The organism is Seonamhaeicola marinus, from assembly GCF_008085455.1.
Window position 1 is genome coordinate 350,464 of the sequence record NZ_VSDQ01000577.1, and the last position, 26,964, is coordinate 377,427.

General features: G+C 33.8%; 18 protein-coding genes. 8 read left to right on the forward strand and 10 right to left on the reverse strand.

Features of this window, described 5'->3' with window-relative positions:
- The 3 genes from FUA24_RS09920 to FUA24_RS09930 form a co-directional block, all read right to left on the reverse strand.
- On the reverse strand, positions 1-1,050 hold the full coding sequence (locus FUA24_RS09920; protein WP_148541878.1) for a ThuA domain-containing protein: 1,050 nt from the start codon (positions 1,048-1,050) through the stop codon (positions 1-3).
- 137 nt (positions 1,051-1,187) lie between these two features.
- Entirely contained in the window at positions 1,188-1,676 is a 489-nt protein-coding gene (locus tag FUA24_RS09925) for a hypothetical protein (protein WP_148541880.1), read from the reverse strand.
- A gap of 171 nt (positions 1,677-1,847) precedes the next feature.
- Complete coding sequence (locus FUA24_RS09930) at positions 1,848-2,690, reverse strand: UDP-2,3-diacylglucosamine diphosphatase (RefSeq protein ID WP_148541882.1); 843 nt, start codon at positions 2,688-2,690, stop codon at positions 1,848-1,850.
- 184 nt (positions 2,691-2,874) lie between these two features.
- On the opposite strand from FUA24_RS09930, the gene aroC reads away from it, so the two are divergent.
- The 6 genes from aroC (at position 2,875) to FUA24_RS09960 (ending at position 8,567) form a co-directional block, all read left to right on the forward strand.
- Positions 2,875-3,936, forward strand: a complete 1,062-nt coding sequence (gene aroC / locus FUA24_RS09935; protein ID WP_148541884.1) for a chorismate synthase — start codon at positions 2,875-2,877, stop codon at positions 3,934-3,936.
- A 161-nt stretch (positions 3,937-4,097) separates the two neighbouring features.
- The gene (gshB, locus tag FUA24_RS09940) at positions 4,098-5,135 is read left to right on the forward strand and encodes a glutathione synthase (RefSeq protein WP_148541886.1); all 1,038 of its coding nucleotides are present in this window, start codon (positions 4,098-4,100) and stop codon (positions 5,133-5,135) included.
- A gap of 10 nt (positions 5,136-5,145) precedes the next feature.
- Positions 5,146-5,649 carry a hypothetical protein gene (locus FUA24_RS09945; protein WP_148541888.1) on the forward strand — a complete coding sequence of 168 codons (504 nt, stop codon included), beginning with the start codon at positions 5,146-5,148 and terminating at the stop codon, positions 5,647-5,649.
- Between the two features lie 6 nt (positions 5,650-5,655).
- A complete protein-coding gene (locus FUA24_RS09950) occupies positions 5,656-6,477 on the forward strand; it encodes a sulfurtransferase (protein ID WP_148541889.1) in 822 nt (273 codons plus the stop codon).
- Positions 6,478-6,479: 2 nt separating this feature from the next.
- A complete protein-coding gene (locus FUA24_RS09955; protein ID WP_148541891.1) occupies positions 6,480-7,310 on the forward strand; it encodes an N-formylglutamate amidohydrolase in 831 nt (276 codons plus the stop codon).
- A 96-nt stretch (positions 7,311-7,406) separates the two neighbouring features.
- A complete protein-coding gene (locus FUA24_RS09960; protein WP_148541893.1) occupies positions 7,407-8,567 on the forward strand; it encodes a flavohemoglobin expression-modulating QEGLA motif protein in 1,161 nt (386 codons plus the stop codon).
- A 249-nt stretch (positions 8,568-8,816) separates the two neighbouring features.
- Here FUA24_RS09960 and FUA24_RS09965 read toward each other — a convergent pair whose 3' ends face one another.
- The 3 genes from FUA24_RS09965 to FUA24_RS09975 form a co-directional block, all read right to left on the reverse strand.
- On the reverse strand, positions 8,817-9,614 hold the full coding sequence (locus FUA24_RS09965; RefSeq protein WP_148541895.1) for a DUF2971 domain-containing protein: 798 nt from the start codon (positions 9,612-9,614) through the stop codon (positions 8,817-8,819).
- A gap of 142 nt (positions 9,615-9,756) precedes the next feature.
- Positions 9,757-10,173 (reverse strand): thiol-disulfide oxidoreductase DCC family protein, encoded by a 417-nt coding sequence (locus FUA24_RS09970; RefSeq protein WP_148541897.1) that lies wholly within the window; start codon positions 10,171-10,173, stop codon positions 9,757-9,759.
- A 142-nt stretch (positions 10,174-10,315) separates the two neighbouring features.
- Positions 10,316-12,064, reverse strand: a complete 1,749-nt coding sequence (locus tag FUA24_RS09975) for a tetratricopeptide repeat protein (protein ID WP_148541899.1) — start codon at positions 12,062-12,064, stop codon at positions 10,316-10,318.
- A gap of 312 nt (positions 12,065-12,376) precedes the next feature.
- Here FUA24_RS09975 and FUA24_RS09980 point away from each other — a divergent pair, with 312 nt between their 5' ends.
- The gene (locus FUA24_RS09980) at positions 12,377-13,981 is read left to right on the forward strand and encodes a thiol-activated cytolysin family protein (protein WP_148541901.1); all 1,605 of its coding nucleotides are present in this window, start codon (positions 12,377-12,379) and stop codon (positions 13,979-13,981) included.
- Between the two features lie 376 nt (positions 13,982-14,357).
- On the opposite strand, the gene FUA24_RS09985 is transcribed toward FUA24_RS09980, so the two are convergent.
- Together FUA24_RS09985 and FUA24_RS09990 are read right to left on the reverse strand one after the other, a co-directional pair.
- Positions 14,358-16,526, reverse strand: a complete 2,169-nt coding sequence (locus FUA24_RS09985; protein WP_148541903.1) for an endonuclease MutS2 — start codon at positions 16,524-16,526, stop codon at positions 14,358-14,360.
- Positions 16,527-16,770: 244 nt separating this feature from the next.
- The gene (locus FUA24_RS09990) at positions 16,771-19,314 is read right to left on the reverse strand and encodes a DUF559 domain-containing protein (protein ID WP_148541904.1); all 2,544 of its coding nucleotides are present in this window, start codon (positions 19,312-19,314) and stop codon (positions 16,771-16,773) included.
- A gap of 139 nt (positions 19,315-19,453) precedes the next feature.
- Here FUA24_RS09990 and FUA24_RS09995 point away from each other — a divergent pair, with 139 nt between their 5' ends.
- Complete coding sequence (locus FUA24_RS09995; RefSeq protein ID WP_246147010.1) at positions 19,454-21,406, forward strand: M1 family metallopeptidase; 1,953 nt, start codon at positions 19,454-19,456, stop codon at positions 21,404-21,406.
- A gap of 62 nt (positions 21,407-21,468) precedes the next feature.
- Here the strand turns inward: FUA24_RS09995 and FUA24_RS10000 are convergent, their stop codons facing one another.
- Together FUA24_RS10000 and FUA24_RS10005 are read right to left on the reverse strand one after the other, a co-directional pair.
- A complete protein-coding gene (locus FUA24_RS10000; RefSeq protein ID WP_148541909.1) occupies positions 21,469-22,467 on the reverse strand; it encodes a PorP/SprF family type IX secretion system membrane protein in 999 nt (332 codons plus the stop codon).
- 13 nt (positions 22,468-22,480) lie between these two features.
- A complete protein-coding gene (locus FUA24_RS10005) occupies positions 22,481-26,872 on the reverse strand; it encodes a PKD domain-containing protein (RefSeq protein WP_148541911.1) in 4,392 nt (1,463 codons plus the stop codon).
- Positions 26,873-26,964 lie beyond the last annotated feature (92 nt).

Below are 26,964 nucleotides of genomic sequence, written 5' to 3' on the forward strand. Positions count from 1 at the left end.
TTAGTTGGTTTTATAAACCCACTTTCTGGCACTTGTACTATCTGCTGTAGGGAAATCTTCTGGAACATCTTGAGTTACATTTCCAGTAGCAGCCCATTCAACCCCTCTTTGAAAGGTTGTAATAAATCCAGCACACTCAAAGGAATAATCCATATGACCTAAAGCGGAGTGAAAAATTCTACCTTCACCATAGTCTACAGCTATTAGCATGGGTTCATGTCTTCCAGTACCAGTAACTTCTTTTTTCCAAGGCGGTGCATTTTTACTAACATCAGAATAAGCAGTGGCCAAAATGGTCATGTTTTCACCTGGTCCGCGCATTCTATCATAAAGTTCATCTTTGGTATGGAGCCAAAGTTTAGGTAACCCTTTCATGATAGGGTGATTTTCAGCTCTTGTTTGAATTTGAAATTCATATTGAGGCCCATGAGATGCGCAAAGGCCTTCTGCAGGATCATGTTCAACTTCATTATCGTCATTGTAAAAAATGTAAGGGCCGGTTTTGGCATCTCTACCGCCCCAAGCTCCCAGACCAATCATTTTATTGAATTCATCCCAATCTCCCCAAGCGTTGTTTGCGGCATGTACAACCACTAATCCACCACCATTTTTCATGTAGGTTTCAAAACTGGTTTTTAGCTCGTCGGACCAATTTGTGGATTTCCAACCCAAATTTGAAATGACTACATCATAGTTCTCAAACTTAGGATTAAAATTAGAATCTACTTTAGGGGTATCAACAGCGGTTCTCTTAATGCCATCCTCTAAAGGGTACATAGTTAACAACTCATTAATATCCTTAACCCCTTCAACCTTGTTGTAATGAGGGCCAATCCAAGTATAGGCTTTTCTATTAATATCTACCTCAAATAACCCTGTTTCTTCCAAATAACTCTTCATCATAAACGTTGTTTTGGGCCATATGCCATGGTTGTTTTCACCATCAAGGATTAGTGCTTTCAATTTTGGTTGTGCCTTAACTTGTTTGTCTTTGCAGTTAGAAAAAGTTAATGTTAAACAGGCAATGATAAGAATAGAAAAAAATCTCATGTTATAGGTTTAGTTGAATTATGAATTGAAAGATACTTAATTGGATGCAGTTAATAGTTCAATTTTTTTCAACGGAAAAATTTATACAACAAAAAAGCACCTCGTTTAAGGTGCTTTAAAGTCTATTTTTTATGTTTTTAGAATTGATATCTAATACCAAGAGCAATATCAAAATCTAAATCGTTATTGTCGTAAAGGTCATCACCAAAGCCAATTTCTGGTCTAAAATCTAATGATAATAATAACGGGATATCAAAAGAATATTCAATACCTATATCACCCGCAGCAAATGCAAATGTATCGGTTACGTCTGCACCTGGTGTATTTATACTATATGAGCCAATACCACCACCAGCACCAAAGTACCAATTAAAATCGCCATCTAGGTGTTTTACCCATTGGTATAATCCAGCTAATTTAAAACCATCATAGTTATTGCCATTTCGCCATCCTAAATCTAGTTCTAAGCGGTTACTTTCGCCTAATGCTCTTTGATAAGATACTTCGGCTCCAAACCCATTAGCATCTCCAAGACGAAGACCAATAGCGTTGTCTGCTATTTCTTGCGCATTAGAAGTAAACGTAAAACCAATTAAAGCAAGGGTTAATAAAAAGATTTTTTTCATAAGTTTAATTTTTGTTGTTCTTTTTGTACTTAAATAAGTACGAATTGTTTTTTGATTTAGATTTGTTTCAACAAAAATAACGCCAAAAAAGATGTATTATTTATTTTACAGTATAAATATTTCTAAGAATTGCATCTAAAATGACGATAAGGCAGTAATAGAAAGAAGACCTTATTTTTTTTCGTGCTTTTCTACGATGGTAATGGCAGCAATTAAATCTTTGACTTCTAGGTCTTCGATAGTTTCGTCGATATAAAAAGGTGCCAATTTATCTTTATTATAATTGTATATTTTCCAGCGTTTAAATTGGTATTCTAAGGCGGTAAAGTTTTCAACCCAATCACCAGAGTTTAAATACATAGTTTTACCATATTTATTCTCTTTGTATTCCATTTTAGGTTGATGAATATGACCGCAAACCACATAATCATAGCCGTTTTCAATGGCCAAATCAGAAATTACCGTTTCAAAATCATTAATGAATTTTACAGCCTTCTTTACGCTATTTTTTACTTTTTTAGAAAGTGAATATTTTTCTTTTCCCCTTTTTTCAAGATACCAATTAACAAATCTATTTAAGAGGATCAGCAAGTCATAGCCGTAGCCTCCTAACTTAGCTAACCATTTAGCTTGTTGAATAGAAACATCAAAAACATCGCCATGAAAGAACCATCCTTTTTTTCCATCTAGATCTAAAACAATTTTATCTACAATAGAAATATTACCAATAGAAGTACCGCTAAACTTTCTAAAAAGTTCATCATGGTTTCCCGTTATATAATAGATTTCCACACCTTCAGAAGCCATGTCCATTAACTTTTTAATGACTTTTAGGTGAGATTTAGGAAAGTACCTTTTACTAAATTGCCAAACATCAATAATATCACCATTAAGAATTAATTTTTTTGGCTCAATACTATTTAAATAGGTGAGCAAATGTTTAGCATGGCACCCGTAAGTTCCTAAATGAACATCTGAAATAACTGCAATTTCTATTTTTCTCTTTATCTTCAATTGTAGGGAGGTATGGTTTATACAAATAACCACTTTTACTATTATGTAGATATTATCCTAAAATTATTTAAATATGAGAAGATTGTTAAGCTATTGTTACGATTAATGTAATTTTTAAAGCTATTCATTTCAATTCATTTTTGTTTTAATAATTTAAGATTTACTTTAGCACAAAATTTATGTTATGGCAGGTAATTCCTTTGGAAAACTATTTAATTTAACGACTTATGGAGAGTCTCATGGTGCAGGTTTAGGCGGTGTAATAGATGGCTGTCCTTCTGGAGTTGCGTTAGATTTAGATGCAATTCAGCATGAGCTTAATAGACGTAAACCAGGGCAGTCTGCCATTGTAACACAACGTAAAGAACCAGATACGGTAAAATTCTACTCTGGTATTTTTGAAGGAAAGACAACAGGTACACCAATAGGTTTTGTTATTGAAAATACCAATCAGAAATCTCATGATTATACTCATATTAAAGATAGTTATAGACCAAGTCATGCAGATTATGTATACGATAAAAAATATGGTTTTAGAGATTATCGCGGTGGTGGGCGCAGTTCTGCACGTGAAACTGCTTGTAGAGTAGTAGCAGGCGCAATTGCTAAACAATTACTAAAAGGTATTGAAATTACGGCTTACGTTTCGGGTGTAGGTACCATGAAATTAGATAAGCCTTATAACGAATTAGACTTATCTAAAGCCGAGGCGAACATTGTTCGTTGTCCAGACCAAGAGATGGCGTCTCAAATGGAAAGCTATATAAAAGAGGTGAGAAGTAAAGGAGATACTGTTGGTGGTATTGTAAGTTGCGTTATTAAAAATGTTCCAGTAGGTTTAGGAGAACCCGTATTTGATAAATTACATGCCGAATTAGGAAAAGCAATGCTATCTATAAATGCTGTAAAAGGATTTGAATATGGTAGCGGTTTTCATGGAAGTACAATGTATGGTAGCGATCATAATGATGCGTTTAATAATGATGGTACAACCAAAACTAACTTCTCAGGAGGTATTCAAGGAGGAATAAGTAACGGAATGGATATTTATTTTAATGTTGCTTTTAAGCCAGTAGCAACGCTTATACAAAAGTATGAAACCATAGATAAACATGGTAATACTGTTGAAATGCAAGGAAAAGGGCGTCACGATCCATGTGTTGTGCCTAGAGCGGTACCCATTGTAGAAGCAATGGCTGCTTTAGTTTTAGCGGACTTCTATTTAATAAACAAAATGCATTCTTAAGCTTAAAGAGCATTTTATAAAGAATTTCATATTTTTTCTAGTTAAGAAACGGTTTAATAGAACTCATTTATAGGCTTTTAACAAGAGTTTTATTTTATAGTTTTTACATTCAAAAAAAGTAATTAACTTTAACTTACTTAATACCCTAATTTGTAAGTAAGATGAATGTATGTTTTTTAATGTACCCTTGGGAAGAAATTGACCCAGAAAAAGATTCAACGTTAGCATTAATAAAGGAGTGCGTAAAACGAAGTCATGGTGTAGCCATGTGTATTCCAGCAGATTTAACCATTAGGAACAGTGTAACAACAGCAAACTGTTCGGTTGTAAAACGTATGGAAAAAACACCAGCATCTTTAAAGTCGTTTTATAATAAGGTAGAATTACGAAAAGAAATGCTGCCACTTGCAGGATTTGATGTTATTTTCTTTAGAGCTAATCCGCCTTTAGATCCTTTAATGCTTAACTTTTTAGACTCGGTTAAAGATGATGTATTCGTTATGAATTCTTTAGAAGGCTTACGAGAGGCTAATAATAAATTGTATACAGCTGCCTTTGGAGATGCACATAGTAATATCATTCCGGCTACTCATGTATCTAAAAGTAAAAACTATTTAATTAGACAGATTAAAGAGTCTAAAGCTGATAAAATGATTTTAAAACCATTAAATGGTTTTGGAGGTTCAGGTGTTATTTTGATTGAAAAATCTGCAATGAGTAATATCAATTCTTTATTAGATTTCTATATTACCAACAGAGACGGAACCAAAAACTACGTGATTTTACAAGATTATATTGAAGGCGCAGACAAGGGTGATGTTCGTATTTTACTATTAAATGGCGAGCCTATTGGTGCCATGAAGCGTGTTCCTGGAAGTGAAGATCACAGATCTAATATTACTGCTGGTGGTAGTGTACAACGGCATACACTAACCAAAGAAGAAAAGGCGCTTTGTAAACAAATAGGACCTAAGTTAGTTAACGACGGACTCTTTTTTGTTGGTATAGATGTTATTGGTGGTAAGTTGGTTGAAGTTAATGTAATGTCTCCAGGTGGTATTACATATATCAATAAGGTGTATAAACTAAAAACTAAAATAGAAGAGAAAGTTATTGACTTCTTGGAAATGAAGGTTATGGATAAATTACAGGCCTTCGACAGACGACAACGATTAAGAAAAGAAGTTCAAGACGCTTAAAATAAAATTCATGCGCCATATAATTAGTTTATGTTTTTGTTTCGCTTTTGTATTAGTGTCATGTAAAACGTCATTAACTCCAGAGGAGGAACTTATAACTATAGTTAAACATCTTCAAAATGATGATACTCATGAGTATATGATGACTTTAAAGCCTGCTAAAGAAGATTTCGAACACATTTTTATCAATGCAGAAATAGCCGATAAGGTCTCTGAATATTCAAAAAAGAGATGGGCTGCTGTTCAAAGCTTACCAAAAGGTATTATGAAACCCAATAAGGATTCGGATAAAATTGTAATCGTATCTTCCAATAAAACACAGTTAGAAAAATGGAATGGTAAAGGGCTACCAGAAGATTATGTTGCTATTGCAGAATTTATAAAAGCCGATATTAATGTATACGGTATGCAATATGTAAGTGAAGATGGTACTGTTGGAAAACAACGTGCAGGTTTTTTTAAAATTGGAGAGCGATGGATTTTAATACCGCAAACTTATAAAGCATTCTTTTAAATTATTATGAGTACTATTTCAATTACAACACCTGTAGTTTCGGTTAAATGGCTAAATGAACATTTAAAAGCTTCTAATCTTGTCGTTTTAGATGGTACTATAAACAAAGTATTTAACCCTGAAACTTTGCAAATTCCAGGAACTCGTTTTTTCGATATTAAAAAGAAATTCAGTGAAGTAACTGGGGAATTTCCTAGTACGTTTCCGAGTGCAGATCAGTTTCAAGAAGAAGCACAAAACTTAGGCTTAAATAAGGATAGTGCTATTGTAGTGTATGACGATAAAGGGATTTATTCCAGTGCCCGTGTTTGGTGGTTGTTTAAAGCTTTTGGTTATGCTAATGTAGCTGTTTTAAATGGCGGGTTTCCGGAATGGTTAAACGCTGATTATAAAACAGAACCTATGACACAATATATTGGTGAAAAAGGAAATTTTCAAGCTAATTTGATGCCAGAATACATGAAGTTTTTTAAAGATGTAGAAGAGGCTTCAAAAGAGCAAACACATACCATTATTGATGCAAGGTCTAGCGGACGCTTTAATTGCGAAATTGCAGAACCAAGAGCAGGTTTAAGATCGGGTACCATACCAAATTCTATTAACTTACCTTTTACAGATTTATTGGAAAGGGGACTGCTAAAATCACCAGAAATATTAAAAAATATCTTTTCAAATAAAATTGGAGATAAAAACACAGCAGTTATTTTCTCTTGTGGCTCTGGTATCACGGCCTGTGTATTGGCTTTAGGTGCGGAAATAGCGGGTTATGAGAATCTATCTGTTTATGATGGTTCTTGGACGGAGTGGGGAACTTTAGTAAAAGCATAAGTATGCAAAAACTTTCAGTTGAAGACATAATAGCAAAGATTAAAAACCTAGAGTATTTTGAAGTGGTAGCTTCAGATTATAGTTTTACTTTAAAGATTGAAAACTATGTGCCCTACGCTTGTGCGGCTATACATAACGGACATCAATTTAGAAAGGAACTATGGGATAATTGTCTGCATACCGCATACGAACGTTGGTATGAAGAAGACCCAGAAACAAAGACTATGGTGCAGTCGCATCCAATAGTTATTGCAGGTTGCGATTCTAGGTTTGAGTACGATTTAAATAGAGCTCCAGAAGATGCTGTATTTGAAACGGCTTGGGGTAAAGACCTTTGGAAGTCTCCACTTCCGGAAGCTATGAAAACTAAAAGTTTACAGAAACATCAGAACTTTTATAAAGTTGTACATGCCTTAATTGAAACCATTGAAGAAAAATTTGGATTTTGTACCGTCTATGATATGCATAGTTACAATTGGAAACGATGGGATAGGGAAGTGCCTACGTGGAATTTAGGCACCACGCAAATTGATAACGACCGCTTTGGTAAGGTGGTTGAATTATGGCGACAGAGTTTATCTGAAATACAACTGCCTAATGATTTAAATTCTATTGCTAAAATTAATGATACTTTTTATGGTAAGGGGTATTTTTTAAAGTTTATTACCCAGAATTTTAAAAATACATTAGTTTTGGCAACCGAAATTTCTAAAGTGTACTGCAATGAGCACGAACGGGTTATTTTTCCTGAAGTGGTTGCAGCAGTAGAAAACGAATTGAAGACACGTATTCCTGAACATGCAGCATACGTTTATGAGGTATTTAAAAGCTGATATATCATTTAAGAGCAGCGACGAAGCTTTAAATTTAAATAGAGATTCTTCAGTAGTTACTCGTTCTGAATGACAATAAAATAAAAGAATGTATTTATGAAGATTGAAAACAATGTGGCAAGCAAAGCATTACTAGATATAGATGCTAATATTGATAAACTTGTTAAGCAAATTGAGTTGCTTAGTTATGTGAATCCTTTAAATATTGAGGAAGAGAAACAACGCTTTTTTGCTTCAAAATACCTTACAGATCCTGTTTTTAAATACCCTAACATAAATTTTGATAGGTTTAAACTTCATAGAAAGCTATTTGAAAATGATATAGAGCGCATTGAAGATGAGCAGATTCGAAAACTTTATGAAGATATTATTTATCAGTATTCGGGATTAATAGAATGTATTGAGAATATTGGTAATGGTAAACGGTTTTACTATGATTGCTTGCACTGTTTTGGAACACCAACAGAACGCGATGTAGAAAATGCTAAATTCATTCTTCATTTTGAAGAAGAACCAAGTAACGAGGGTATTTTTGAACCTAAGTATAGTTCAGAAGAGGCCATGACATTCTTTAAAGATTATTCTAAGCGCTATGATTTTGATTATAAGATAGAAAGTTCGGATAAGATTTCTGCCATTGCTATGGTACTTAATAATGTGCAAACTTTGGTCTTAAATTCTAACTATACCTATTCCGATAACGAAATTGCTGTTTTAACTAATCATGAAATTGGTGTACATATGGTTACGACCATGAATGCGCAATTACACCCCTTAAAAATATTTTCAAACGGATTTCCAAACAACGAAGAAACCCAAGAAGGATTGGCGGTATTTGCGGAATATATGAGCAATAACTTAACGGTAAAACGTCTAAAAGAATTAGCGTATAGAGTTATAGCTGTAGATAGTTTGGCAAAGGGATATAACTTTTCTAAAACCTTTAGATTACTACATAACCAATATGATTTAAACCGGGAAAAGGCTTTTTTTATTACGCTTAGAGTACACCGTGGTGGTGGCTTTACAAAAGATTACCTTTATTTAACTGGGTTAAAAAAAGTCTATGATTACTACCAACAAGGTAAAGATTTAAGCTTATTGCTTACTGGTAAGGTAACTTTGGAATATGCTGATGATATTGAAAATCTTATTTCAAAAGGATTAGCACTACCTTCAAAACATATTACAGATGCTTATACGGTTAATAGTAATACGAATAAGACGGTGGATTTTATTTTGAGGAATTTAAAGTGATGTTTAATAAGTTTTATGTATTCATAGTAACTAATAAATATAGGACAACACTTTATATTGGAGTTACTAATTGGGTTTTTACATTAAAGAGTTTGAAGTGAATTTTTGAGGGGCGTTTATCGATCTCGGCTATGAGTAGTTGTGCGGGTTAGCGGTTAACTTAGCAAGTACACACCAAACTGAAAATCCATGAGGATTTTCAGAAGTGAGCGAGTAGTAATTACTTATAGTTATTGTTGTAAAAAGTTTTTAGTAAGTATTATACTGCATTTCGAACGTATTATCATTAACATTTACAGAATACAACTTAGGTTTATCTTTTTTTTGTGCAGCAATCGTTTTTATTTGTTTCCTTGTCGCTTCAGTACAATTGATACCAAAATAGACACTCTTTAATAAAATTCTTTTATTTGTGTAAATCCCTGGTTGTCTATTATATAATATGAGACGATATTCACTTTCATATTCCCAGTCCTTATGTTTTGTTAACATTCGATTTTTGATTATTAAATTTTGGTCTGGATTAAAAATTTGCAACTTCGGATAGTTTTCTACATAGTTTACCTTGAAAAAGTCTCTAATGTCAACTTCATATTCCAAACAAACACCCGAATGATTGTCTGCGTAATGAGCAAACATAACTGGACAATTCTTTTTTGTAGAAAAACAAGCCATCACAAGATTGTCTGTCATTTTTTTATATCTGTCTTTAATTAATTGGATTCCCTTTTCATCATAATCACCTCTTAAAAGACTTTTTTCAGCTAGAATTCCTAATTCACTATCTGAAGAGTTTTGAATATCATTATAGTATTGTTTTTCCTTTTCAGAAATCAACCAATCTTTCCATTTTACCTTTCCAGTATTAATGAGATTTCGAGTATTTTTTAGACTTTCAAATAATGCCTGTTTGTTCAAATTATTTTCAAATAGCAATCTACCTTCATTAGGGTCATTTTGCTGGTTTAGACTCCAGAGATAAAGCTCATCTTTTAAAATTTCTGTGGTCAGAAAAATATTTACTTTTCTATATCTATAAAGTCTCATAGAAAATTGTTTACAGCGATTAGGATATAAATCCGTTTTAATGATTTATAGCTTATGATAAACCAAGTTATAATTTTAAAAATACAATGTAAATATTTTCAACGAAATACGAAAGAAAAGTTATTAACAAATCACCCGTAAATTAACCTAAAAACCTATTCTTCAACTCAGGAGTAGGAATCATACAAGCCTCTTTTTGGCCATACCATTTATAACGGTTTTTGGCAATAAAATCATAGACTATGTTACGTATAAACGCAGGAATAATATAAAAGACAGAAAGCAAGTTTCTTGGAAAACCCAAATGTTTAGCAATAGCTAATGCTGCCGTAGATTTATAAACAATACCTTTTTCTGGAGTATAGAGTAAAACAGAATCAATGACCTTAGTATCTAGATCATACTTTTTAATAAGTTCTTGCCCAATACTACTTTGCAAAGGCGCAAATAGAAACAGGTCTTTTCTATCATGTTTTATAACATACTGCACAGAACTGTTACAGAGGTTACAAACACCATCAAAAAGGATTAGTTTTTTATTTGCGGGTATGTTATTCATAACACATTTTGTCATTCCAGCGAAGGCGGGAATCTATTTAATTAGCCTTATACTATTTGTACCAAGCGTCATTAAGAGAAATAAAGTCCATTTAAAGGTATACTTAATTTACATGCGCAATGACGTCACAAAGATACGCCTTTTACAATCCATTTAAAAAACTACCTAGGTCGGTTTCTTTATCCAAATTAAGCTTCTTTTTAAGTCGGTATTTACTTTTTAGAACACTCTCTGGTAATACGTTAAGCATTGAGGCAATCTCTTTTGTAGACAGGTTCATTCGTAAAAAGGATGCTAGGCGAATTTCCTTTTCGGTAATATCTTCGTAAATAGCTTTTAACTTGTTGTCAAAGTTGTTGTGCACCTCAGAGAAATAGGATTTAAACACTTCCCAGTCTTTATCTTCAGCACTTTGTTTTTTAAGTAGCATAACAATACGCCTAAATTCAACTTTAAACAATTCTGGGGATTTTTTAATTTTTTCTAGATTCTCTTTTAGCTCTTGTATAAAGGTGTTCTTCTGAACTAAATGCAGCGTCTGGCTAGTTAACTCTTTCTTTTTAAATTCTATTTCTTGTTTTAATATAGCTTCTTGTTTTTCCTGCTCTATCTTATTTTTCTTAATACGTTGTTTAAATACAAAATATACCAAACCGGCAATAGCCAAAAAGGACAACATGCCAGTACCGTAAAGGCTTTTTGTAAGTTTGTCGTTTTCTGCCTGTACATTTAAGGTTTTGATCTCCTCATTTTGCAATGCTATTTGGGCTTCTTTTTTTTCGGTTTCGTATTTAGTTTCCAATTCATTGATTTTTTCAATTTTTGTTTGCTCATAAATTGAATCGTAAACCTCATAAAAATCTAATCGCGTTTCGTATGCTTTCTTATAGTTGTTTAATCCAGCATATGCTTCAGATATACCTAAATAATCAGATAAAATAGATTTGTTTTTGGATTTTAAACGAATATCTAAAGACTGTTGGTAATGATAAAGTGCTCTATTATAGTTAGCGTCTCTTAGTTCTAGACTACCTAAGTTTGAATGTGTGCCTGCTATGGTGTATTCAGTTTGACTATTTTTTAGGGCTTTTAGATAATATGCTCTAGATTTAGGAAAATCACCCTTGTTTTCATAAATGATCCCTAAGTTAGTATAGGCTTTTTCTAGACTTATATAATCATTAGTTTTTGTGTAGTACTCTAAAGAGCTTTCAATATATTGAATAGCTTTGTCGTACTCACCCTTTCTAAAATAAGCACTACCCAATCCTGCGTTTACATGGTTGAGAATAGTGGGATTATTGGTGTGCTCTTTCGTCTTTTCATAATATATTTTAGCCTTGTCGTAATTTTGGGATAATAAGAAAAGCTGAGCTATGTTAAAAGACGTAGTAGCAACACTGTAGTCATCTTCACTTGTACTTTCTGCAATATCTAAAGCTCTTAGATGATTTTTTATGGAGTTTTCAAAATCGCCTAGAATATTTTGAGCATGCCCCAAACCATTAAGGCTTTGTATTAAAGGTTTACTCATTTCTAAACTATCAAAAAGATGGATCGCTTTCTCAAAATTCTCACTTGCCAAAACATAGTCGTTTTTTACAGATAGTGTGTAAATACCTTCAGTATGATAGGATCTTGCTAAAATATCTTTCCTGTTATAAGTTATGGCATCCGCTCTAGCACTATCTATGTAGAGTTTAGCAGTTTCTGGTGACTTGCCTAAGTACAATTTAATTAGTTGTAAATACGATTCAGTTTTAGTTTCTCCTTTTTGGTTTACAATGATTTTGGAGATACTATCAATTTTATTGTCGGCATCCTGTTGTACGATTTGTGCGTTGGAGCAAAAACAACTTAATAATGAGAAAATGAAGATGAGCTTTTTCATAATTTGGTTAGTATTTAATTGCAACTAAGATAGTTATTATATCTATTCAAAAATTGGTGTCGGACATTGATGAAAATAGCTCTGTCCATAATTAATCTATGTTTTATACAATATTTAAATTGGTGATTTTGGTTTTATTTAATTGATATTCAGTGTTTTGTGTTGTTTTAATATGTGATTGATTTTTATCTTGTCCATAGGTGTTTTTAGGTGTTTGCGCTTATGCTGTCCATGGTTTGTCCATGCCAAAAATTAGTTTTCACTTCCATTGGTGTCTAAGTTTGAACTGTTGAATCACAAAAATTAGAAATTATGGAAACACAACTATTAACAAAAAAGCCAATTGTATTTGTATTGGGATTAATGACTATTCTACTTTCTTGTAACGGATGCAGTTCTGAAAGTGTAAATAATAATGGAAATGAAGAGGTTTCGGGAGAAGTTTTAACAGAAGTAAATGATCTTTTAGCAAGCTTAAACAATTTTAATCAACCAGAAGTATCTGGTGAAGAGTTTCTAGAAGAAGTAAGTAAGGAACGAGAAGGACAAAAAAATGAGTGCGTTGTAAATAAGTATAAAATGGCACCAGGATTTAGTGAAATGATATTATTGGATCCTACTAGCGACGTTGTTTATCCTGGGGCTATGCTTAAAGGAGAGTCTATTCCAACAGGAGAATATATTGGTATAACAGGAAATAGAGCACCCATAACCTTATCGGTATCTTTAGAAAATTTAAACGGAAAACCTTCGGCTTATATAGAAAACCCAAATGTAAATACCGTAAGAACAGGTATAAAAGATATGTTGCAACAAGGTGTAACCGGATCTGCATCGGCTAAAGTTAATTTCACCACCGAGGAAGTCTATTCTGAAGAACATTTAAGTATTGCTTTAGGTGCTAGTTACACAAAAGGAAAAAACAGTGTGTCTGGGTCTTTTAATTTTAATAGTTCTGAAAAAAAGCATAAATATGTTATTAAGTATTTGCAAGTATATTATACTATAGATTTAACTATAGAAGATAGTGAGAACCCTGGCAAACTTTTTTCTTCTTCGCCAAATTTAAATGCTACAAGTCCAGTGATCGTGTCTTCTGTTAAGTATGGAAGAATGTTAATCTATACCGTTGAGACCAACTCTAAATTTACAGATACGCAAGCAGCGTTTAATGCAGCCTTTTCTGGAGGAGAAGTAAATGGAGAAGGCGAGCACCAAAGTTTTTGGAATAGTTCTACGGTGAAGGCTTTAGTGGTTGGTGGTTCTTCTGGAGATGCCGCTAAAGTTGTTAGTGGTCCAGAGGGTGTATATGAATACATTACCGAGGGCGGTGAGTATTCTGCGGATTCTCCAGGGGCGCCATTGGGATATACGCTTAGATACATTAGAAAAGGTTTTCCTGTAGCTAACGTTGTGCTGTCTAGTGAATATAATATAAGAACGTGTTATGAGGCATATCATAGATTTTATATTGGATTGCATGGTATAAAACCAAAAAAACATGAAGGAGAGCATTTTTTAGAAATTTATGGTGATACGGAAATAGGTATCTATCAAAACGGAAAAGCGGTTAAGGAATTTAAAAAACATTATAAATCTGATCCCGCACTAAATGTAGAGAAAGATGAGTTTGTTGGGATTAATGGATTATTTGAAGAGGTTGAGCTATATAAACCAAATTTGAATTCTGATTATGTAAAACTTTATGCGAAGTTTTATGAAAGCAACGGGTCTTTTGCTCCAGAATACTTTGGGGCGGAAACTAAAAAAGTTTACTTGAAAGATATAAAGCAAATAACCGATACTAATAATGACGGTAAATTAAATAAAGATGATATTGATTATATACGAATAGATTTAAAAGAGCTTCCTGGTAGTGAGTTTAGAGCTTACTATTATGTATGGCGCGTATATTAGAATTTAAGTATTTATGTGCAGTCAGTGCCTAAAGTTGTAGATTCAACAACTTGGTGCTGGCTGTTTCTTAATATTTAGCCGTTGGTAGTTTGTTAATAGATTGCTTCGTTGTACTCGCAATGACGTGTTTTATTATGCTTTGTCTTGGATTTCTAATTTGAATGGAGTAACACAACATTTAGCGTCACTACGAGGAGCACAGCGACGCGGTAGTCTAGATTGCTTCGTTGTATTCGCAATGACGTGTTTTATTATGTTTTGTTTTAGATTTCTAATTAGAATGGAGTAACAGAACATTTAGCCGTCACTACGAGGAGCACAGCGACGCGGTAGTCTAGATTACTTCGTTGTACTCACAATGATGTGTCTACTGCAATTACTTTTTAGCCTCTACCAACTCTAGCTGATTCAAACTAACATTTGTAGTAAACATACCATAGTTAACAACAGCCTTAGTTTTTTCAATTTTATCTATAGTACCAATAGCACGACCATCTTCTAGTCTTACACGATCACCAATCTTTAAAACAGGCTTTGGTTTAGGCGGTTGTTTCGCTTTTAGTTCTTTTTCTTTCTTTTTCTTTTCGCGAATAACTTCAACTTTCTTTTCTACTTCTTTCTTAACCTGTTTTTCTTTAGCCTTTTCTACTTTCTTTTGTTTGGCAGAAACACGCTTACGCTTAGAGTTTTCAATTTGTACCATTTTGAAAAGCTCGGACATTAAGGTGCGCTTTTGTTTATTGTTAAAGTATTTCTCGGCTAAATCATCAACCTTTTGTCCTAAGTAGATTAAACGTTGGTTGCTATCATAGAGTTCCTGATAGCTTTCTAGTTTTTTCTGAACTTTAGCATTAATTTCTTCTAATTTGTCCGCCTCTTCACTCTTTTTCTTCTCGTTCTGTTTAAGGGATTGTCCTGTTTTTTCTAATCGAGAACGTTCTTTTTGAAGTTTAGCAATAGTAGCATCAAATCGTACTTTACTACGTTCAATCTTCTTTTTAGCCCTGTTTATTAAACTATATGGAATACCATTTTTCTGAGCTACTTCAAACGTAAAAGAACTACCTGCTTGCCCAACTACTAATTTAAACATAGGTTCTAATGTACGTTCATTAAAAAGCATGTTGGCATTTTCCATGTAAGGAAGCTCGGTAGCTAATATTTTTAGGTTGGAGTAGTGGGTGGTTATGATTCCAAAGGCTTCTCTATGGTAGAATTCTTCAAGAAAGGTCTCTGCTAAAGCACCACCAAGTTCAGGATCACTACCAGTACCAAATTCATCAATTAAGAAAAGCGTATTTTCATTACACTTTCTTAAAAAGTAATTCATTTGCTTTAACCTATAACTATAAGTACTTAAGTGATTTTCTATAGATTGGTTATCACCAATATCACTTAAAACACGATCAAAAATACAGACCTTACTGCGTTCATGCACAGGAATTAAAAGACCACTTTGTAGCATGACCTGTAGTAATCCAATAGTTTTTAATGTAATACTCTTTCCACCTGCATTAGGCCCAGAAATAACAATAATTCTACTGTCTTGTTCCAGTTTAATGGTCTGAGGAAAGGTTTCCTTTTTTTCCGATAAATTGGTTAAATAGAGCAATGGGTGATAAGCATCACGCAAAAAAAGATGACGTTCTTCGGTTATTTCAGGAAGAATGGCCTCCATTGATCTTGCATATTTCGCTTTAGCTGCAATCACATCCATATTGATCAAAAATGCCTGAGAATCATTCAAAAGCGTTTTAAACGGACGAACAAAATTAGTAAGCTCCTTTAAAATACGTGTGATTTCCTCTTTTTCCTCGTACTCTAAGTTGTTCAGCTCTCTAGTGTGTTGAAGTGTAGTTTCTGGCTCTATGTAAACAATGCTTCCAGTTTTACTACTTCCCATTATAGAACCACGTACTTTACGTCTATACATAGCCTTAACAGCTAAAACACGTTTGTTTTCAATAACAGTTTCTCTTATGTCATCTAAATAATCTTGACTGCTATATTGGTTTAATGCCGAAGTAAAGCTTTGGTTTATCTTTCCTTTTACAATATTTAGAGATTGTCTTAGTGTGTAAAGTAAGTCTGAAGCGTTATTTTTTATCTCTCCAAATCGGTCAACAATACTATCTATTTTTTCAATGATAACTTTGGTAACTTCAATATGAGAACTAAAGATATGAAGCTCAGAATAGTATTCTTTGAACTTCTCTAAAAATACAACAATCTCATTAGTGGTTAAAGAGATTGAAGCTATTTTTTTAAAACTGTAAACATCTAAATATGTGTTTTCTATGTTTAATAACTTCAACTCTTTGTTTATGTCTTCAAACCCGTGATTTGGGATTCTATTTTCGTTATAAAATGATGATAAATATTCGTTAGTAAGCGCTAAAGAATGAATAACATGCTCCTTAGTTTTAAGTGGTGTAATTTGTAAAGCTTGTTTGTTTCCAAGGGGTGTAATACAGTGTTCGCTTACTTGTTCAAGCACAGTATAGTATTCTAAATCTTCTAAAGTCTTTTTGTGAATGTTTATCATTCTGATAATTATAAATAAAGTCGCAAATTTAAGCATTCTTATTTGATGTTTGCGGCCAGTATAAAAGTTTACTTGAGAAATGTTAATTAACATATTGCCTATATTCTTTAACAAAACTCTAACGTGTGTGTATTGATTTAGTGATTACTTTGGTATTGAAATCTAAGGAAAAGAAAAACAAACAAATACCATTAGTCAAACAACGAACAGCTAAGTGAGAACCCAACCAGAAATGGTTGGGTTTTTAACTAATATAGTTCCAGATGTTTTTATATTTTGAAAGAGCTCTGTAGGTGTTTAAGATGCTTTGATTTTCCTCTTTAGAAAGCGACGGGTCTTCTTTTAATACTTTTTTAGCATAGTGTCTTGCAAGTTGAAGTACATCTTTATCTTTTACAATATCGGCAATCCTTAAGTTTAAGACACCGCTTTGTTGTGTTCCCATTACATCTCCCGGACCTCTAAGTTTTAAATCGACTTCCGCTATTTCAAAACCATCGTTTGTTTTAACCATTGTTTCTAAGCGTGTTTTACTATCATTACTTAGCTTGTAACTCGTCATAAGAATGCAATAGCTTTGTTCTGCGCCTCTACCAACACGACCACGTAATTGGTGTAGTTGTGATAATCCAAAGCGTTCGGCACTCTCAATAATCATTACTGAGGCATTTGGAACATTTACGCCAACTTCTATTACTGTAGTAGCTACCATAATTTGGGTTTCACCTTTAGCAAAACGCTGCATTTCATAATCCTTGTCTGCAGGTTTCATTTTGCCATGTACTATGGATATTTGATAATCAGGCATTGGAAAGTCTCTAGATATGCTTTCATAGCCATCCATCAAATCTTTATAATCCATTTTTTCACTTTCCTGAATTAATGGATATACTACGTAAACTTGTCTACCTTTTTTAATTTCATCTCTAATAAACCTGAAAACATTGAGTCGGTTTTTATCATAGCGATGCACTGTTTTTATAGCTTGTCTTCCTGGTGGTAGTTCATCAATAATAGAAATATCTAAATCGCCATAAACAGACATTGCTAAGGTTCTTGGAATAGGTGTGGCAGTCATAACTAAGATGTGAGGGGGGAAATAAGCCCCACCAACCTCCCCAGAGGGGAGGCTATTTAGTGTTTTCTGTATATAACCTAAGACATTATCAATGTCTCCAATTACTTGTTCATTTGTAAATCTTATTACTTTAAATCCAATTTCATTAAGTATTTGAGATCTTAGTTCGTCTGCTTCCTTTTGTTCTGTTGTTTTGTGGTAACCTCCATCAACTTCAATTATTAGTTGCTTTTCAATACACAGAAAATCAACTATAAATTCATCAATAATATGTTGTCTTCGAAATTTAAGACCTAATTTTTTGTTTCTTAAGCATTCCCATAATACACGTTCAGCTTCAGTAGCGTGTTTTTTGTTCTCTATTTGTAATTCTTTAAGAAGTTTGTAAGTAGAAGGTCTAGCAGTCATATATTTTTTACGTACAGCTATGGCTTCCTCCCTACGGGAGGATCGAGGAGGGCCGCCTTTATCCCAAAGTTTTTTTCTTTGCGCTACACCAAAACGATGTTGTTCGTCTATGATGGCTAGGCCTAAATTTTTGAATTTTACTTTATCTTCTAATAGGGCATGTGTGCCAATTAAAATTTGTAAATCACCATTTTCTAGAGATTCATGAATTTCTTTTCTTGTTGAAGTTTTTGTTGAACCTGTTAACATTTTAATGTTGATATTCAGTGTTTTGCACCATTTTAAAAGTCCATTGTAATGTTGAACTGACAAAATTTCAGTTGGCGCCATTAAACAGGCTTGAAAACCGTTGTCAAGTGCCATTAACATTGACATGAAGCCCACAATGGTCTTTCCAGAACCTACATCACCTTGTAATAAGCGGTTCATTTGGGCATTACTTCCTAAATCAGATCGAATTTCTTTAAGGACACGCTTTTGGGCATTGGTTAAATTGAAGGGTAAATGCTCTTGGAAAAAGGTATTAAAATAGGTGCCAACTTTATCAAAAGTATGGCCTTTAATTTTAGATTTATGAATTAAATTTTTAAGAATTAATTGCAACTGAATAAAAAATAACTCTTCAAATTTTAATCGCATTTGTGCTTTGGAAAGTAGTTTTTGACTTTTCGGAAAATGAATATTTAAAAGGGCTTCTTTTTTTGATAATAATTGTAGTTCTGAAACTAGATCTGGAGATAAGGTCTCTGTGAAATTACCCTTGGTTTCTAAAAATAAATTTTGAACAATTTTGCCAATAACTCTATTGCTAATGCCTTTATTAGATAGTTTTTCGGTAGATGGATATATGGGTTGAATGCCAGAACTTAATCCTTTTTTGTGTTCTTCGGTAGTTTCAATATCTGGATGTGGTATACTGAATTTACCATTAAACCAATTGGTTTTCCCAAAAACCACATAAGGCGTGTTTAGTTTTAGACTGTCTTTAATCCATTTTTGTCCTCTAAACCAAACCAGTTCCATAGTTCCGCTGTCATCTTGAAACGTAGCGACCAAGCGTTTACCTCGCTTTTGAGCAACTTCCCTAAAACTTTTAATAACACCAACTACTTGAATTTCTGCATTGCTTTGTTGTATGTGTTTGATTTTATAATATCGCGTTCGGTCTATATATCTATTCGGAAATAGATTGATTAAATCTTGAAATGTATGAATACCTAACTCCTTTTTAAGCAAGTCTGCTCTATTGGGACCAACACCTTTAAGGTATTCTATGGGAGTTTGTAAAAACTGCGGATTCATAAAACTAAATTAAATCATTTAAAACAAAACGCAAATGCCATTTTGGATTAAAGTTTGCTATATTCACTGTATGAAAATAAAACTGTTGTTCATAGTTACTTTTGTTTACGCATTGGGTTTTTCTCAACAAACGGATTACGTGGATTTTATAAAATCTGAGGTGAAAATTGATTTAAGAGATTTGTTTGAAAAAAGTGTGCATGGAAAAGTTACCTATGAATTTGAAATTTTAAAAAATGTTGATTCTATTTTTATTGATGCTAAAAATTTTGAGTCAATTCAATATACCTTAAATGATGCGTTTACCGATAGTTTGTATAATGGAAAACAACTCATTGTAAAACATGATTTCAAAACGAATACAAGACATAAAATAGACGTCATATTTCATACTAAACCCAAAAAGGCGCTATACTTTATTGAATTTGAAGATAGTCAATTTGGTCAGCAGATTTGGACCCAAGGTCAAGGGAAATATACCAGCAATTGGTTACCGTCAATTGATGATATGAATGATAAAATTGAATTTGATTTAAAGGTTACATACCATTCGGAATATCAGGTGATATGCAATGGTGAATTAGAAAATCAGATTGTTTATCCAGATGCAATTGAATGGCACTACAATATGGAAAAACCAATGTGTAGTTATTTGGTAGCTCTTGCTATAGGTAAATATGATAAAAAAGTAGACTATTCAAAAAGTGGCGTTCCCTTAGAAATGTATTACTACCCAAAAGATTCTTTGAAATTTGAACCAACCTATCGCTATACCAAACAAATGTTCGATTTTTTAGAGGAAGAAATAGGTATGCCTTATCCGTGGCAAAACTATAAACAAGTGCCAGTAAAAGACTTCTTATATGCGGGTATGGAAAATACAGGAACTACTTTGTTTGCAGATAGTTTTGTGATAGATTCAATTGCTTTTGTAGATAAGAATTATGTAAATGTTAATGCGCATGAACTAGCACATCAATGGTTTGGTAATTTAGTAACCGAAACTTCAGGGACCCACCATTGGTTGCATGAGGGGTTTGCAACGTATTATGCGCTTTTAGCAGAAAAAGAAGTGTTTGGAGAAGATTATTTTTACTGGCAACTATACGAATATGCCCAAGAAATTTTAGAACAGGATAAAGCAGGGAAAAGCACCTCTCTATTGGATCCCATGTCTAGCAGTATTACGTTTTATAAAAAAGGATGTTGGGTGTTGCATATACTAAGAGAAAAGGTTGGGGATAAGGCTTTTAAAGCAGCTGTAAAAAATTATTTGGAAAAACACCAGTTTAAAAACGTTGAGACTAATGATTTTATAAGCGAAGTTGAAAAGTATAGTGGGCAGGATTTGAATAATTTTAAAGAGAATTTATTGATTTCTAGCGGAGATAAATTTCTCGAAGATGTTAGTTTGCTTATGAAATACAGGAAAATCTATGAGAAAATAGAAATATATACTTTAGATTGTCCTTCAGGTGTTGATTTACTAAAATTTCAAAAAGAAAGAAACGCCTTGAAAATAAAAAAGTTAAATGAGAAAGTAAACCGTTATACTAAGAGGGGCTTATTTAATGATCTAGTCAAGGATTCTTTAGTAGATAGAAATGAATTATATTCTGCTGGTTTTCAATCGAAAAATATAAAAGTTCGACAAGCCATAGCGCAAAACTTAACCGAGATTCCTGCGGAATTAAAAAAAGATTATGAATCGCTTTTAGAAGATAAATCATATCTAACTATTGAGGCTGCTTTGTTTAATTTATGGCGAAACTTTCCTGAAGACAGATCGAAATACTTAGATAAAACCAAAGGAATTATTGGATTTAATGATAAAAATGTTAGAATGCTTTGGTTAACATTAGCTTTAATTACAGAAGAGTATCAAGTAGAATTTAAAAAAGGATATTTTGATGAGTTAACAAGCTATACGAGTTCTAAATTTGGATTTGAAGTACGTCAAAACGCATTTCAATATTTAAGCCAAATTCAAGCATGCGGAAGTACTTGTAAAGAAAATCTAAAACAAGCTACTAAACATCATAATTGGCGATTTAATAAATTTGCAAAACGTTTACTTGAACAGATAGATTAGGCATTTGCTTTTTTTCTCGCAAGGATGTTTTATCTAATCTCTTCGCGTTTGCCTTCTAAATATTATTTTCTTCGTTCTAATCTTGCTGGGTCTCTGCAAATTAGGCAGCCTGTTAAATAGGTAATAGAAAGTTCATACACCCCATCTGTTCTTCCAATTTTTGAGGTGTTGAAGTCATAAGAAAATCCAAATCTTAGTTTTTCAAGTTCTAGCCCTAGAAAGGCATTTACGGAGGTTAATAAATGGCTGTTAATTCCATTTTTAGCCGGATTTGTAACTGCAGTTAAGCCTAAAAGTAATTTATTAATTTGTACCGTAGAACTAATGTCTAATCTGTTAAATTCACCTTGTTGCATATAATTTGCAGAAATGAGCATCTTATAATAGTCAAAATATGGAAATCTATAACCTCCATGTACAGAATAAAAAATATCAAGAGGAAGATTTTCACCTTCAAATAATGAAATATTAGGTCTATTTAGGTGTTTAACAACTGCTCCTAACCACAAATCGGTATCGTTTCTTATGTTTTTCTTGTCGAAAACAAAACCTGCCGAAAAATCTAAAAAGTTTAAATTTCTATTGGTATTTAAAGCGTAAGGGTCTCTAGAAATAGGATTAATACTCTCAGCATTAATATTTATTTGATCTGCAAGTACCAAATTTTTAAAATTGAATGATTTTCTCCCGTACCCAACTTCTAATGCAGGTCTAAAAAACCAATCATTAGAAAGCCTTACTACATAGGCATAGTTAGCATTAAACTGAAAATGATTATAATTTGTAATATTTTCATGTTGATTGATTATACTTGCTCCAATACCACTGTTCATTGTTTCAACCCAAGTATTTACAAAAGCATACTCCGTATCCACTCTTAAATTTAAATTAGGCCATTGACTTCTATGCATAATTCCCATATAAGTAGCTTCTTCAAAACCTGCAAAAGCAGGGTTGATAGTTTCAGGAACTAAGTAATATTGGGAAAAAATAGGGTCTTGAGCTTTAAGTTGGGAACAAAGACAAAAGAGGATGATTATAGAAGAGATTTTTATTTTCATTAATTCTGAGCGCTTATTTAATTAAAACTAGAGGGCCTTCTGCTGTTACTATATCTCCGTAAAACGTTTTTGCAGAAAATTTATAATAGTAATTACCGTTTTCTGCAACAGCACCATTAATCTTTCCATTCCAACCTTCAATATCATCACTCATTTCAGAATATATAATATTTCCCCATGTATTATAAATGTCTAATTTCATACCGCTTAGCCCTATGAATTGTGGCGCAAAGAAACTATTCCATGTATCGTTATTAGGGGTAAAGGCATTAGGCATAATTAAACTATATCCTTTTTCAATTAAGAGGTTTATAGTTTTAGTATACACACACCCAAGTTCATAGGTCACGGTTTGCGTTATGGTATAAATTCCAGGAGTAATGTACGTGTGTTCCGGATTTTCTTCACCAGAAAAATTACCATCTCCAAAATCCCACATGATACTTTCTATACTTCCCGTTGCTTCATTAGTGAACAGAATTGGGTCTTTTATAGAATAAATACCATAAGTAGTGTTTCCAAAAGAACTGGTTGAAAAGCGAGCGTCATCTAAAACGGGTTTCTCAACTTGTAGAGAAAAATCTTTTACGCACCCTAAGCCATCTGTAACCGTTAGAATAACTAAGCCATTTTCATTGGTTCTCATAATTTCATTGTTTAATCCGCTTATGGTAACAAATGGTGAAGCTGTATTAGACCATGATAATGAATAGGGAGGAACCCCGCCTTCAACTTGAGCAGTGAAAATTTGCTCAACTTCTCTTGTGTCGCAATTAAATATTGTTTGGATGTCAAATGGAGCTTCCAAAGGTTCAAAGCGCTTTACCTCAAAAGCTTCTTCAATAGTACATCCGTTAGCATCTGTAATTGTGGCAACATAGAGATCGGGAGGGATATTATCCAGATCTTCATTTCTTGAACCATTGTTCCATCTGATAGCAATAGGAGGTGTGCCACCCTGAATTTCCAAATCTATTGCACCACTATTTATATTGTCGCAATCAAGGGCGTCAGTAACAATTCCAACTAGGTTTAGTTCAAGTGGTTCCCTAATGGTAAACTCATCTTCAATAGTACATCCTTTGGCATCAGTAACAGTTACGCTGTAGGTCCCTGGACCAATGTTGTTTCTTTCATCTCCAGATGATGCACCATCTCCCCAATTAATGGTTACTGGAGCCTCGCCTCCAACCAGGTTTAGTTTTATATAACCATCACTTTCTCCATAACAAGAAACATCATTAACATCTGGATTTATTTCAAAAACAGGCGCATTATTAATTGTAATTGGAAAAATACGTGTACAGTTTATAGCATCTGTAACGGTTATCGTATACGTACCTGCAGATAAATTATCCTGCCTCATTCCTGTGCCTAGGTTGCTCCATATTAATGGTTCATATGGAGGTATGCCTCCAGAAATTCCATTTATAACTATAGATCCTGTGTCATCATTGTAACAGGTGAGATGAGTTACGGTATAGTCCAATAAAATTTGAGGGTTTTGGTCTACAAATACACTTAAATTGGCGCTACACCCTGAACTGTCAGAGACTGTTAAATTGTAGGTTCCTGAGGCTATTCCTGTAGGATTCTGCTGAAAACTTCTATAACCATTTGGTCCTGTCCAAGACCAGCTATAGTTTATACCTCCAAATGGTCTTCCTCCAGTGGCTGTTACCTCAATTGCTCCAGTAAAGTCGCCATAGCATTCAATAATATCTGGAGTGTTCACCAAACTAACTTGCAATAAAGGAGGCTCTTCAATTGTAAAACTATCTATTAAAGGGTTGGGATCGCAGTTATTAGCATCTGTGACCGATACGGTGTAGTCTCCAGGTTCTAAGTTTTGAGGATCTTCTCCAGAAAATGAAAAAGGAACACCGTCTTTCGTCCAAGTATAATTATAGGGTTGATTACCTCCGCTTATATTGAGGTTTATATAACCATCATTTTCTCCAAAACAAGAAATATCTCCTGAGTTATTACCAGTAAATCTAAATGGTCCAGGTTCACTTACTGTAAATGTATTTCTATAAGGACAAAAGCCATTGTCATCTCCGATAATTTCTAAGTAATACCTTCCTGGTTCTAAGTTAGAAATGTCTTCATCTGTACTTGTGTAGCCGTTAGGTCCTGTCCAGGTAATAGTATATGGAAACCCCGAAGAAAAAGGGATGCCTCCAGAAATTGTAATATCAATAGCACCATCATCAGATTCAAAACATGAACTAGCGCTAATATTTGAATCTACGTCTATTATTGGGTATACTGTTATTGTAACCGTAAAATCTGGTCCAGGGCAGGATCCAGCTATTGGAGAAACAGTATACGTAACAGTTGCAGCCGCATTTGTAGTATTTACTAGCCTTTGGCTAATGTTACTTCTAGGTGAAGACTGTGCCGATGCCCCGCTAATTGCTCCTGCAGGTGAAACTACAGGGGTAGTCCAAGTGTATGTAGTACCACTAGGTACATTGTCTGTGCTGTTATTAAAAGGACGGATATTAAAGGTGTCACCACTACACATTTCTTGAGTCTTATCCTCTATTATTGGTGATAATACCAAGTCTACCGTAAATGTTCTGGACAAGGATGTGGTACCACAGCTGTTTGTTACACTAAAGGTAGCCGTATAGCTGCCACTTGCAGAATAGTCTATTGAACCTGGGTTTAGGCTTGTGGATGAAGAAGGCGAGCCACCAGGAAAACTCCATTCGTAACTTATTTCTGAACTTGGTGAACATGTTTCTAAGACGCGCCCCACAGGGTTTATTGTAGCGGATGCACAAAAATCTGAAATTGGGTCTAATTCTATTTCCGCTGGTTTTTTAACATGAATTGTATGTGTTATACTTCTGTAAACTCCACATGAGTTAAGAGTGGTAAGTCTTAATCTGTATATGCCCGGGGTGTTGAAATTTATAACAGGATCCTTAGAGTTTCTGCCGGTACCACTTGTAAAATACCAACTTTCTGGATCTTCGCCACAGTAACTATCTGAATAGGATATCATATCCCAAGTGTAGGTTTCGGTACCACAACTTTGACTGGTGTCCGTGGTGTTTGTAATTTGAAAAGGACTATTAATACAAGCATTACCAAATGTAAACCCAGGTTGTAGGATAGGCTCAACACAAATTGTTCTCGAAGTTGAACCTCCAGAGCCACAAGGTGTTTCTGCTGTGAGCGTTATAGTGTAATTTCCTGGTGTTGAATAAACATGGTTGGGATTCACCTGTCTAGAAACGGGAGAACCATCTCCAAAATCCCAAGTGTAAACATTTTGTGTGCTACAGTCATTAGTGAATCCTGCAATGGTTGTATTGTTAAAAGAAACTGAGGAATTTGCACAAGCTATATTAGGTGCTGTAAACCCTACCGTTGGAACGTCTAAAATAACTACAGGTCCAGCCGTTAATATTGTATCCCCACAAGAAGTGCTAATGGTTAAGGTAACAATGCTTCTGCCCGGACAATTAAATCTTGTATAGGTGTGTGGTATTGGGAAATCTAGTGAAGCAGGTGGGTTGGCTGCGTTGTAATAAATGGAGCTCTCTAATTGTCCCTGAGTATAAGAGGCAGTACTACCATCTCCATAATTTACAAAGTAATTCGTATCTGAAGGATTAAGTGCCCATGAGCCGATCGCAAAATTCATTTGCTGAGGAGGAACACAAAAATTAGTGGTATTCCCTGGTGCAATTAGAGCTCCTATGGGATTATTAGAATTTTTAACAACGTAAGTTATTGAATTATTACAACCGCTAGATCCAATACCTGTTATCGTCATGTTAAAAGATCCTAGTTGCATATAGGTATGCATCAACGGAAATGTAACGTTGGTTTCGCTATTGCCATCTCCCCAATCAATATTATAGGACGTTATACATGAGCTAGATGCAGAATTGTTTCCTACATTAATGGTATATTCTGTATCCGTATTATTGTCTCCGCATTTTTCAAACGGAGCGTTAGAGTTAGATGGAGCGTTTAAGTTGATAAAATCTAAACTAGGTTTTTCTTGAACCGTTACAAATTTGTTAATTACGGAAGAAATATTATTTGCATCTGTAACGGTAAGGGTAACATTGTTGTTTTGAATACCACAACCTAGATTAATGAAAGTATGTGTTGGGTTGCTCTCTGTGGAGGTATTACCATTTCCAAAATCCCAATTATAAGAAAACGGCCCATCGCCAGTTACAGTTGGAGTAAACGTTATTGGTGTACCAGAACAGGTGTTATCATTAGTAAAGGTAAAATCAATTGATGGCGCATAATTTTCTTGTTTAAAGAAATCTATTAAATTAGTGTTTTTAAGATGAAAATGATTGCTTAAGCCGAAGAGTGCTATACCAAGAAAAGTGGAAAATAGACACGTAAGAAAAAAGATCTTCCTCATATAGTAGGATTACGATAAAAAACATTAAATATAACATTTTATTAACGTAAGTTTAATCTTAAAAGATAAAAAGTAATAAATTTCGACTATGA

Coding starts and splice junctions, on each gene's coding strand:
- FUA24_RS09920 (WP_148541878.1), bottom strand. CDS start 1,050: ATGAGATTTTTTTCTATTCTTATCATTGCCTGTTTAACATTAACTTTT.
- FUA24_RS09925 (WP_148541880.1), bottom strand. CDS start 1,676: ATGAAAAAAATCTTTTTATTAACCCTTGCTTTAATTGGTTTTACGTTT.
- aroC (WP_148541884.1), top strand. CDS start 2,875: ATGGCAGGTAATTCCTTTGGAAAACTATTTAATTTAACGACTTATGGA.
- gshB (WP_148541886.1), top strand. CDS start 4,098: ATGAATGTATGTTTTTTAATGTACCCTTGGGAAGAAATTGACCCAGAA.
- FUA24_RS09945 (WP_148541888.1), top strand. CDS start 5,146: ATGCGCCATATAATTAGTTTATGTTTTTGTTTCGCTTTTGTATTAGTG.
- FUA24_RS09950 (WP_148541889.1), top strand. CDS start 5,656: ATGAGTACTATTTCAATTACAACACCTGTAGTTTCGGTTAAATGGCTA.
- FUA24_RS09955 (WP_148541891.1), top strand. CDS start 6,480: ATGCAAAAACTTTCAGTTGAAGACATAATAGCAAAGATTAAAAACCTA.
- FUA24_RS09960 (WP_148541893.1), top strand. CDS start 7,407: ATGAAGATTGAAAACAATGTGGCAAGCAAAGCATTACTAGATATAGAT.
- FUA24_RS09965 (WP_148541895.1), bottom strand. CDS start 9,614: ATGAGACTTTATAGATATAGAAAAGTAAATATTTTTCTGACCACAGAA.
- FUA24_RS09970 (WP_148541897.1), bottom strand. CDS start 10,173: ATGAATAACATACCCGCAAATAAAAAACTAATCCTTTTTGATGGTGTT.
- FUA24_RS09975 (WP_148541899.1), bottom strand. CDS start 12,064: ATGAAAAAGCTCATCTTCATTTTCTCATTATTAAGTTGTTTTTGCTCC.
- FUA24_RS09980 (WP_148541901.1), top strand. CDS start 12,377: ATGGAAACACAACTATTAACAAAAAAGCCAATTGTATTTGTATTGGGA.
- FUA24_RS09985 (WP_148541903.1), bottom strand. CDS start 16,526: ATGATAAACATTCACAAAAAGACTTTAGAAGATTTAGAATACTATACT.
- FUA24_RS09990 (WP_148541904.1), bottom strand. CDS start 19,314: ATGAATCCGCAGTTTTTACAAACTCCCATAGAATACCTTAAAGGTGTT.
- FUA24_RS10000 (WP_148541909.1), bottom strand. CDS start 22,467: ATGAAAATAAAAATCTCTTCTATAATCATCCTCTTTTGTCTTTGTTCC.
- FUA24_RS10005 (WP_148541911.1), bottom strand. CDS start 26,872: ATGAGGAAGATCTTTTTTCTTACGTGTCTATTTTCCACTTTTCTTGGT.